Source organism: Polaribacter sp., assembly GCF_965656025.1.
In the GTDB taxonomy this organism is placed as follows: Bacteria; Bacteroidota; Bacteroidia; order Flavobacteriales; family Flavobacteriaceae; genus Polaribacter.
On sequence record NZ_CBFHJT010000040.1, the window covers coordinates 5,094 to 16,306 of the forward strand.

An 11,213-nucleotide genomic window follows, 5' to 3' on the forward strand; every position below is an offset into this window, starting at 1 on the left:
CGAAATAAGCCAAATCTAATGTTCTAACCAAAGAGTTTTGTGTAATGTCTAATTGCACATTTGGAAATAATTCTCTATAATTAATTTGCCTAGTTTCTGCTCTGGAAAGCTCATCTGCATCTATACTTGCAGGAGTTTCCCCAACACCATAAAAAATTTGGTCTACACTGTACCAAGCTAACTTGGCTCTTTTGTAATTGTAAGATAAATCGTCTCGTTCTCCATTAAAATTAGGAAAATATTTTGGGGTACTTGCCTCATACCAATCTAAAGGAGATAATAAACTAATAGGTACTTGCGATGCTTCAAAATCGTCTATGTAAGAAGTTGCTGCACCTGTTACATCTATTCCACTTGGTGTACCCGGAATTAAATAGGCCATATCTGCCCTTACAGAAAGATTAGATGGTGCATCTGTATCTACAAAAGGTAATTTGTTGGCTAGTTTTGTAAAAAAAGGTACTTCTGTAGAATAATCGAAATTAAACCCTAGCATCGTATTATTTATAGGGTCAGAGCCAAAATTTACTTTAGGAGTCAATGGTCTTTCTTCTACATTTAAAAAGGTAGCACCAACCACCAAATCTTCAGAAAATTTATGCTCTACATCTATACCAAAAAACGTTTTTCTTTGTTGATTGAAAACTGCATTATTCTCTGTAGAAACATTAATTGGTATTCCAGAAGCTTGCAAACCTGGGTCAATAATTTGTACACGCCCTAATTGATAATCTACCACGTAATCTACACCTTCTACCAATTGTCTACCACCTGCTGTAACTCTAACAGAACCTCTAGGAACGTTAAAAGCGCCAATAGGTATACCCCCTGAATTTTCTGATTTAAAATATCCTTTTAAAAAGTATTTATCTTTATTCTGAAAGTTATTTTTGATGTTAATTTTTGTGTTTAAATAGAGTTCTTTAAATAAATAAACATCATCTGCTGGGTTTGTTAATCGGTCTTCTAAATCGTTACCAAAGGGCTCTGGTTCTGGGAAAAATACAAATCCGTTTTCTGAATTTACAGTAATACCTTCTACATAATCGAAAAAACCATCAGGTTCTCTAGCCTGACTTTGATCTAGTTGATCTAAGTTTAAAACTTGTAAAAGAGGTTGTGTTGGTATACCAGGTGTCTGTGCATTTTGTAAAACATTAGATGGGATTCCTGTTTGGTCATCTCTATATTGTATTTCGAATCTAAAACCATCTCGTGTTAATGGAAAAGCCCCTAACGCATATACGTTTTTCATCATTAAACGCCATGTTGGAAAAGATTCTTCACCACCATTTCCATTGGGTCTTTTGGTTTGTAAAATTTCGCTACGCAACAGTTTTACTGCTAAATTATTAGGTGCTTGGATACCATCATTAGAAAACTCACCAACTTTAAAAGAGTTTTTAGAGCTTCCATTTACATTACCTGCTACTGTATATTCGTAGGCAACAGCTAAAACCTCACCATCATTTAACCTTCTATTTAAAGAGATAAAACCTAATTGAGAGTTTAAGCGATATTCATTTTGCTCTAATTTTCTAGCATTTTCTAACACAGAATAATTAGTACCATTTTGCATGTTGTATGGAGATAATGCACTGTCTACACCAGAAACGTCTCTTATACCACCAGCAGGTATAATTTCTGTACCAATTCTATTTGCCTCATTAAATGGTAAATTGTTACCAGAAACTTGTGCTTGTGTAATAGATGGGTCTAAAACCACTCCATTTTCGTCTACTAATACATCTGAAACAGACTCACCAATATCTGCAAAAGCCACAATACTTCTAAAATCTTCTGTACTTGAATTCCTGTTGGTAATCCAAACTTCGATTCTAGTAATATTTATTGGGCTATTAATTAATGGGTAATTTTTAAGCGAATTGGCATAATTATCTATAAAATATTGCGATAAGAAAAAGTGCCTATCATTATCATAATCTGTAGTTCTTAATTCGAAAGGTTGAATAGAAGCACCTCCTTCTGCAACCACAGTTTTACTTTCTGAATTTTGTTGAGAAAAAACAGCGGTAATATTGGTGTTACCAAACTTTAAATCTGTTTTTACACCAAATAAACTTTGTGCACCATTTATTAAAGAGTTTTTTATGGGCATAGAAACGTTACCAGCTTCTAGACCTTGTATGATATCATCTTCTGTAGGAGTAAAACCAATTTTTACTAAGTTTTGAAAATCAAACGAAGCCTGAGTATCATAATTGGCAGTAAACTCTAAACGTTCACCTACTTTTGCACGGATACTTGCATTTATTTGCTGATCAAAATCAAAAGTAAAATTACTTCTGTTTTCTTCTGATATTTGTGGGTTTTCTGTATTTTGATAAATAAAACCTAGTTTTAGGTTTAAGTTACCTGTGGGCGTAACTTTTACCTCTGTACCCCCAAAAATAGTTGCAAAAAATTTACTGTTTACGTAATACGTGGGTAATAAATCTTTTTGAGCATCTGCTGCCCCTTTTTTCTTGCTATTTGTTGCGCTAACTTTATCTTTAAAGTATTGCAACATGTCTCTTTTTAGACGGTATTTTTCGTATTCTCTTGGTGTTAAATAAATAGGAGTTCTTGTGTAGTAATCTCCTATTTTTTCTACGATAACATACTTGTTTAAAACCTTATCAAAAATGATTACTTTCTTTGCTAAATCGTCTAAAAATAAACCACCTTTTTGGGTACTTTTAAAGTTGTAACGTAGTTTAATTGAATCGTTTTTAACGCTAGTACTATCTTTTTTGGTATTTTTTTGAGCAAACGTAGGCAGTTGTAATGCAAACGTAAAAATTAAAATTAATAAAGTGTTTTTAAAAAACGTATTCACCTGACTATAAACTTTTTAAGGCTAATTTTATAATGGTCTCTACAGAGGCATCTTTGTGTTCTTTTAAGATAGAAGACACAATTTTATCTGATTGTTTTCTTTGAAAACCTAAGACTTCTAAAGCAGATAACGCTTCATCTTTGTTTGTATTGCTTGTTGTTGCAGAAACTTCATCAATATTAAAAGTCTTTAAAATTTTATCTTTTAAATCTACAATTACCCTTTGTGCAGTTTTTGCACCAATCCCTTTTACAGATTGTATTAACGGTACATTTTCTGATGCAATAGCATTTTGTATTTCTTCAGATGTCATAGAAGAACACATGGTTCTAGCAATACTTGGCCCAACCCCAGAAACAGAAATTAGTAGCTTAAAAACTTCTCTTTCTGTTTTGTTGATAAAACCAAAAAGTGTGTGTGCATCTTCTCTGATAGAAAGATGTGTATAAAGCACCACGTTTTCATTATCTGGTAAACTAGAAAAAGTATTTAAAGAAATGTGTAATAAATACCCAACACCATTGCAATCTACAACAACTTCTGTCGGATTTTTTTCTACCAATCTTCCTCTAACTTGTGTAATCATAAATTATTTTCAGGCTTCTAAAGTACCCATTTTTATTTGTTGATGAAGTATCTAATTTAAGAATCGGCAAAATAACAAAATTTTTCACCAAAAACGATTTGTAAAAATCTAATTTCCAATGTTCAACTTCAAATTTTTTACTTCAAACTCCAAACTTTAGGCTTCCTTACTTCTTTCTTCTCTTTTCTTTTTGTTGCGCATCTACTGCAGCTAATGCAGCCATGTTTACCATTTCGTCTACACTTGCACCCAATTGTAAAATATGTATAGGTTTGTTAAAACCTAAAATTACGGGCCCAATAGATTCAGCCTTATCTACTTGTTTTAATAACTTGTAGGTAATATTTGCTGATTCTAAATTCGGAAAAATTAATACGTTAACTTTTTTTCCATTTAACTTAGAAAAAGGAAATTCTTTTGCTAACATTTCTGGATTTAATGCGAAATCTGCTTGTATTTCTCCATCTATCACTGTATTTGGGAAATGACGATGTGTATAAGCAACTGCCTCTCTGATTTTTTTAGAGGTTTCTGAATTTGAGGAACCAAAATTAGAAAAAGACAACATAGCAATATTTGGTTTCATACCAAACATACTTGCAAAATTACCTGTCATTTGCGCAATTTTAGCCAAATCTTTCGCAGAAGGATTTTCATTAATTGTGGTATCTGCTAAAAATAAAGGACCTTGTTTGGTTAACATTAAATTACAAGCTGCAATTCTAGAAACATCCTTATCTTTTTCAACCAATTCTAACATCGGTTTTACCACAGAAGGATAAGGTCTAGAATAACCCGTAATTAAAGCATCTGCTTCACCTTGATTGACCATCATTGCCGCAAAATAATTACGCTCTCGCATTAATTTTTTTGCTTCAGAAAAAGTACGTCCTTTACGTTGTCTATTTTTCCAATACACCTCTCCAAAACGATCTCTTCTGTCGGTTTCCTCGTCAGTTTTTGGGTCTATGATTGGCACATCTGCTGTAAAGCCAATTTCTTCTTTTAATTCTAAAATTAGTTCTTTTCTTCCTAAAAGAATCGGTTTTCCTAAGCCTTCTTCATACACTCTTTGTGCTGCTTTTAATACATCTAAATGATCTGCTTCTGCAAAAACAATACTTTTTGGATTGCTTTTAGCTCTGTTGTGCAACAATCTTATTTCTTTGCTACCAGACCCAGAACGCTCCATTAATTCTTCTCTATATTTATCCCAATCTGTAATGGGTTCTAGGGCAACACCAGACGCTATGGCAGCTTTGGCAATGGCTGGTGGAATTTCGTAAATTAATCTTGGGTCAAATGGTTTTGGTATAATGTATTCTTTACCATAAGTTAAACTAACTTCATCATATACAATATTTACTTGTTCTGGCACCGATTTTTTAGCCAAATCAGCCAAAGCATGTACAGCAGCCATTTTCATTTCTTCGTTTATTTTAGTAGCTCTAACATCTAAAGCACCTCTAAAAATGAAAGGGAAACCTAATACATTATTTACTTGGTTTGGGTTGTCAGACCTACCTGTTGCCATAATAATATCTTCTCTTGTGGCAACTGCCAAACCATATTCTATCTCAGGTGTTGGATTTGCCATAGCAAACACAATTGGGTTTTTTGCCATAGAAAGTAACATTTCTGGAGAAACAATATTTCCCATAGACAAACCAATAAATACATCAGAATTCTGCATCGCTTCTTCTAAAGTATTCAAGTCTCTATGTGTTGCAAATTCTGCTTTTTGCGAGCTTAAATTATCTCTGTCTTTTCTGATAACACCTTTGCTATCGCACATTACCACATTTTCTCGTTTTGCACCTAATTTTAAATACAATCTTGTACAAGAAATAGCTGCTGCACCTGCACCACTTACTACTATTTTTACTTTAGAAATGTCTTTACCAGAAATATCTATGGCGTTTTTAAGCGCTGCTGCAGATATAATTGCGGTTCCATGCTGATCATCGTGCATTACAGGAATGTCTAACTCTTCTTTTAACCTTCTTTCTATTTCAAAGGCTTCTGGAGCTTTGATGTCTTCTAAATTAATGCCTCCAAAAGTCGGGGCAATGGCTTTTACAGTGTCTATGAATCTGTCTACATCTTTAGTGTCTACTTCAATATCAAAAACATCTATATCTGCAAAAATTTTGAATAGTAAACCTTTTCCTTCCATAACTGGCTTAGAGGCTTCAGCACCAATATCACCCAAACCTAAAACTGCTGTTCCGTTAGAAATTACAGCCACTAAATTACCTTTAGAAGTATATTTATAAACGTTATTTTTATCTTTTGCAATTTCTAAACAAGGCTCTGCAACACCAGGAGAATATGCCAAGGTTAAATCGTGCTGAGTGGCATATTTTTTTGTAGGAATAACTTCTATTTTACCTGGTTTTGGTTTTGCGTGGTATAATAAAGCCTCGTGTCTTTTTCTAGAATCGCTCATAAAATTTGCTCTTAGTTTATAACTTACAAATATATGGTTTCTATTGAAAGAGAGAAGAAAGAAGGGTGTTCTTTTACAGAAAGAATTAAAAACTCTTTAGTTTTAAAACTAAAGGGTTTTAAGGTTTTATTTAATTAAAACCCTTTGATTAATAGAAGCTTTACCATAAACTATTTTTAAAATGTAATGTCTTTTTTTAAGATAACTAACGTCTATTTTGTAAAACTTGCTTTTATTTTTTAAACGATTGTTTTTAAAATTATACAGACTTATTTTTAGTGATTTTAATTTGGTTGACTTCGTTTCATATTCTGTTTTTGCACTTTTTTGTTGTTGTGGTTGTGTATTAAGTTTGTGTCTTTTAAAGCTAAAACCCCATCATAATTTTCTACAGTATTAAAACGGACACCAAACTCTTTTAAATAACCTGTGGTTACTTTTGCTTTGTCTATATTACCAAAGACATGTTGCATACGGTTGTAGTAATTATTGTTTTGTGCATTTGTTTGAAATAACAGCATACAAAGTATGCTAAAAAGAGTAATTTTCTTCATAGTTTTTAATTTTAAAAAAGTTAATAAGTATTTTTAAGGAATATATTTTAGGTCAAAGCGACCTTCTGTGATTTTTATATCTTCACAATCGGGCTTTTTTGTAGACAAATTGAAAGTCCCTGAAATGATGTAATTTATTTTGTCAATTTTAGAAAAAGTAATGCTTCCTTCATAAGTATCTTCATAATTGTAATCACAATTGTTAAGATTTTCAAAATCGATAAATTCTGCCTGATAAAAAGATGAATTAGTAAATGGATAATTTTTTCCTTCTTCTAAATTATTTTTTAAAATAATTTGAATTCTAATTTCTTTATTATCATTTCTTTCACCACCACCTAATTGTAAAATACCACCATGGTAAATAGCGGTTAGATTCGAAGTATTGGTTACAATAACAATTTCTCCATTTACTTTAAAGCCAAAGGTATTTGCACCATTTTGGGTTATGGGTGGTAATTCTGGTGTGTCATCATCATTAAATAAGTCACAACTATTTAAAAATAACGTTGTTATTAGTAAGAAAAGTAGAGAGGTAATTTTTTTTGGTTTTAGTTTTTGCTTTTTCATAGTTTTTATTTTTATAAATTTATGAGTAATTTTTTAAATATTTGTGTGGAAAACTCTAATTAGAGGTTTGTTAACTATAAAATAACACCATCGTAATTTTCTATAATATTAAAGCGTACACCAAATTCTTTTAGATACTCAGTTGTTACTTTGGTTTTAGTAATTTTGCCAAAGATATGTTGCATTCTATTAGAATAATTTTTGATTTATTTTTCTAATTTAAAATAATTGTATAGAAATACAAGTGTTTTTTTCAAACAAATAGAAAATGAAATAGCGAAAGAATAATAGGTTTTAAAGAAGTTTAAAAATGCCTTGTTTTAACAATATTATTTTTTGAATAATCTATAGAAAAAGAAAGTGAAGTTAAGTTGGCTTTTAATTGTGCAAAATCTTGGTTGTTTTGCCAAGAAATATCTAGTTCATTTTCGTTAGAATTGTTGATGCTCATAGTGCCTAAAAAAGCTTTAGAAGTATTTCTTAAACGCATTAATTGTAATTGATTTTGTACAATTGGTTTTTGTAAGCTCTCTTCAATATCAATATTAGAAAGGGTTGTTCTGTTTATTTCTTTATGACCACCACTACCACCTTTGTCTGCAGCTTTATAGTTGTTTTTACCTGCAAAAAGGTCTAAATACCAAACTTGTGGAATCCCAGGCATAAATAGTTGAATGGCTCTGGCCAATAATAATTTTTTTTCATCTTCGCCCAAAGCACTAAAAAAGGTAGCATTTACTTGATAATAAGAGATTTTTTTTCCTGAAGGATCGTATAAATTTTTAACTCTTCCACCACGTTCAATAATGGTGTCCATAATAGTTTCTATCTCTTTATCTTCTAATAAACCGTGGTTGTATTTACCATTTAATTCTTTACCTTTTAAGTCTAAAACAGGAATTCCATCATGGCAACCCAACATGTTTACTGTTTTGTAATTTTTTTCTTTAATTTCATTTACCCAAGTAAGCAAAGCTTTGTTAGACGCTTTTTCTAAAGTATGAATCATTAAACCAGGTAAGAAAAAATCGTAAATTTGGTAACCTTCTTTGGCAACTTCATCGTGTAAATTTAAACCATATTCTGCATGAATTTCTGGCAGAAGGATTAAGTTGTTTTTTTTAGCAATTTCATTAATTCTATCTAAATAATGCCAAGTACCTGGTTTGTTAAAAAAGTTGGTTTGCCCAACTTCTTTATGTAAATAAGCAAAAGCATCTAAACGTAAAATTTTGCAGCCAAAACTTTTTACTTTAGCGAGTGTTTCTTCGTAAAATTCCCAAACTAATTCAGATTTTGCATTGACATCCATTTGGCCTAAGAGTGTCCCGTTTTCTGGATTTATTTCTTGATAAAAAGTATTCCAATAAGGTCTTTCAGATCCGTCAGGAAATGGAACTTTTAAAATAGGAAGTCCAGATTTTCTCATAAACAGTTTATCCAAAAACTCTTTTTCGGGAATTACAATATCATTATCATTTTTAGTTCCATTGCCTTCCCAAAAAGTATTCCAATTGATAAAAAAATCTTTGTACTTAGAGGCTTCTCCTTTTTCTAAAAGGTCTTTAAATTGCGGAGAATTTACAGATAAATGATTGAGAACAATATCAAATTTTAATTCGATATTTAATTTTTCTAACGCTTTTAAATCATCTTTAGATACCAACTCTTCATTCAGATTATAATCTATAATAGAAAAACCTCTATCTAAGTCGCTATTAAAAAAAGTAGGTAACACATAAAACAAAGAAAATACATCTTTAAAATCTTCTTTCTGAAGCATTTTAATAGTATCACTTAAATTAGTTCCAATACTATCTGGATATGCATTTAGCATAACACCATTAGAAATAGTTGTATTTTTTTCTGATGACATAAAAAAGTTGTTTTTTAATTAAAACTTATAAAAGTTTTGATAAAATATTGATGTTGTTGGGTAACCTACCTACGTTCTGTAGTTTTAAAGCAGCTAGTTTTAAAGCAATTTGTAAACATTCTTCAATAGATTTTTCTTTAATGTAAGCAAAAAGAAAACCAGACCAAAAAGCGTCTCCAGCACCTGTGGTATCCATTACTTTTTCTATTTTAATTGCTGGTAATTCTATTGTTTTTTCTCTCTTTTGAGATAGTTTTACACCTTTACTACCCAAAGTTAAACACACAGTTTCTACACCTAGATTGTGAAAGAAGTCAAAAATTTCTTGATGAGGTAACTTTCTTTCAAAAAGACGCAACATATCATCTTCACTAATTTTTATTAGTGGATTGAATTGACAATAATTTTTAATTATTTGTAAAGCATTTTCTTTACAACTCCAAAGTTTTTTAGCGTAATTGATGTCGATACTTAACTTACATCCTTTCTTATAAGCTTCTTCAGCTTTTTTAAGAATAGTATTTTGTGCAGGGTTTTTACTTAATGCAAAACAGGTGGTGTGAAAAATATTTGTTTGTGATAAAATTTCAGTTGTAATTTGATTCTCTGAAATATAACAATCTGCATCTCTATAAGGTATAAAGTCGGGTGTTCCATTAGATTTTGAAACAAATATAACGCTTGTAGATTTGTTGTCTAATTTTTTGATATTTGAAGTATTGATGTCAATTTCTTCTAGTCTTTTAAAAATATATTCTCCAAAACCATCATTTCCAACAGTGGAAACTAAAGTAGCGTTTAAACCCAGTCTTTTACAGTTCATAGCTACGTTTGCAGGCGAACCACCTAAATATCTGTGGTAATCTCTAGTTTCGTTTATTAGCACATTGTTTTGATGGCCTATAAAGTCTACTAAAACTTCTCCCACACATAATATATCTATTTTTTTATTACTTTTTTTCAAAATTAATTTCTTTGTCGTTTTTCTATTTTATAGATAAATAGAATTTTAAATTTAGTCTGTAATTGATTTTGGTTCTTTAAGTCTTAGTGCTAAAAATGCAGCAATTATAAAAAATACGCCTCCTAATAAAATAGCATTTACAGCACTGTTGTTTAAAAGGTTTTTTACAATTGGGCCAAAAGTTAATGTTTGAATTCCCATAGGAATTACAATCATCATATTTAAAATACCCATATAAACGCCACGTCTTTCTTGAGGTACAATTTTAGATACCATAGAGTATGGAATACCCATCATTGCAGCCCACCCAATACCAAACAAAATCATAGGTAAAATAACCAAAGTTGGGTCTTGTATGTTTGGGATGCTAAGCATAGCAATACCTGTTAAAAATAAACTAAGTGTATATACTTTTTTGCCTCCCCATTTTAGTGCAAAAGGCACCAATGCTAATGCAAAAACAATGGTAGAAATATTGTAAGTTGTATTCATTTTTGCTGCCTGACTTAATGCTTCTGATTTATTAAAACCCATACTTTCTTCGAACATTGGCGAAATAAATTGCCAATAAATAAATAAAGCATACCACTGAAATAGGTAGACTCCTGCCAACTTCCACATAAATTTTGGCATGTCTTTTATAGCGCTTACAATTTCTTTAAAAGGTGTTTTAACTCTTTCTAAAAAAGATAATTTATTATGATGTTCTATTTCTTTAAGTTCTTCTTCTGAAGGAGGTATTTCTGGTGTTTTTAAAACTGACCAAAGTATGGTTGCAATAGATAAAACAGCGCCAATAAAAAACGAGTAATACAACCATTTTGGAATTGCTTTTACAGTTTCATCTACATTTTCTACTCCACCAAATTGGTCTTGGAAAATAAAAATAGATGCGTTAGCCAATACAATACCTGCCCCAACAAATAGACTTTGCATTTGGTAGCCAAAACTTAATTGTTTGTTTGGTAATTTATCGCCTACAAAGGCTCTATATGGTTCCATAGCCATGTTGTTACCAACATCAAGAATCCAAAGTAAACCTACAGCAAACCATAAAGATGGACTGTAAGGAAAAGCAAATAAACACAAACTACCAATTAAAGCACCAATTAAGAAAAAGGGTTTTCTTCTTCCCCAACGTGGAGACCATGTTTTGTCTGAAATAGCGCCAATTATAGGTTGTATAATTAAACCTGTAACTGGGCCAGCAAGATTTAACAAAGGTAAATCTTCATGATGTGCTCCTAAAAAAGAGAAAATTGGGTTTACAGCTGTTTGTTGTAAACCAAAACTAAATTGAATGCCTAAGAAACCAACATTCATATTAAAGATTTGCCAGAAACTTAAATTTGGTTTTTTAATTTTCATCTTTTTT

General features: G+C 31.1%; 8 protein-coding genes. All 8 read right to left on the reverse strand.

Annotation, left to right across the window (positions count from 1 at the left end; all coding sequences use genetic code 11):
* Positions 1–2,839 (reverse strand): cell surface protein SprA (gene sprA, locus ACTG3S_RS08935; protein ID WP_439129013.1); only part of this gene is annotated, 2,839 nt, incomplete at its 3' end.
* A gap of 4 nt (positions 2,840–2,843) precedes the next feature.
* Complete coding sequence (ruvA, locus tag ACTG3S_RS08940; protein WP_439129014.1) at positions 2,844–3,425, reverse strand: Holliday junction branch migration protein RuvA; 582 nt, start codon at positions 3,423–3,425, stop codon at positions 2,844–2,846.
* 166 nt (positions 3,426–3,591) lie between these two features.
* Entirely contained in the window at positions 3,592–5,874 is a 2,283-nt protein-coding gene (locus tag ACTG3S_RS08945; protein WP_439129015.1) for an NADP-dependent malic enzyme, read from the reverse strand.
* 284 nt (positions 5,875–6,158) lie between these two features.
* A complete protein-coding gene (locus ACTG3S_RS08950) occupies positions 6,159–6,428 on the reverse strand; it encodes a hypothetical protein (RefSeq protein WP_439129016.1) in 270 nt (89 codons plus the stop codon).
* A 33-nt stretch (positions 6,429–6,461) separates the two neighbouring features.
* On the reverse strand, positions 6,462–6,998 hold the full coding sequence (locus ACTG3S_RS08955) for a hypothetical protein (RefSeq protein ID WP_439129017.1): 537 nt from the start codon (positions 6,996–6,998) through the stop codon (positions 6,462–6,464).
* A 304-nt stretch (positions 6,999–7,302) separates the two neighbouring features.
* Positions 7,303–8,874 (reverse strand): sucrose phosphorylase, encoded by a 1,572-nt coding sequence (gene gtfA, locus ACTG3S_RS08960; protein ID WP_439129018.1) that lies wholly within the window; start codon positions 8,872–8,874, stop codon positions 7,303–7,305.
* A gap of 25 nt (positions 8,875–8,899) precedes the next feature.
* Positions 8,900–9,838, reverse strand: a complete 939-nt coding sequence (locus ACTG3S_RS08965) for a carbohydrate kinase family protein (protein ID WP_439129019.1) — start codon at positions 9,836–9,838, stop codon at positions 8,900–8,902.
* Positions 9,839–9,889: 51 nt separating this feature from the next.
* The gene (locus ACTG3S_RS08970; RefSeq protein ID WP_439129030.1) at positions 9,890–11,206 is read right to left on the reverse strand and encodes an MFS transporter; all 1,317 of its coding nucleotides are present in this window, start codon (positions 11,204–11,206) and stop codon (positions 9,890–9,892) included.
* Between the last annotated feature and the right edge of the window lie 7 nt (positions 11,207–11,213).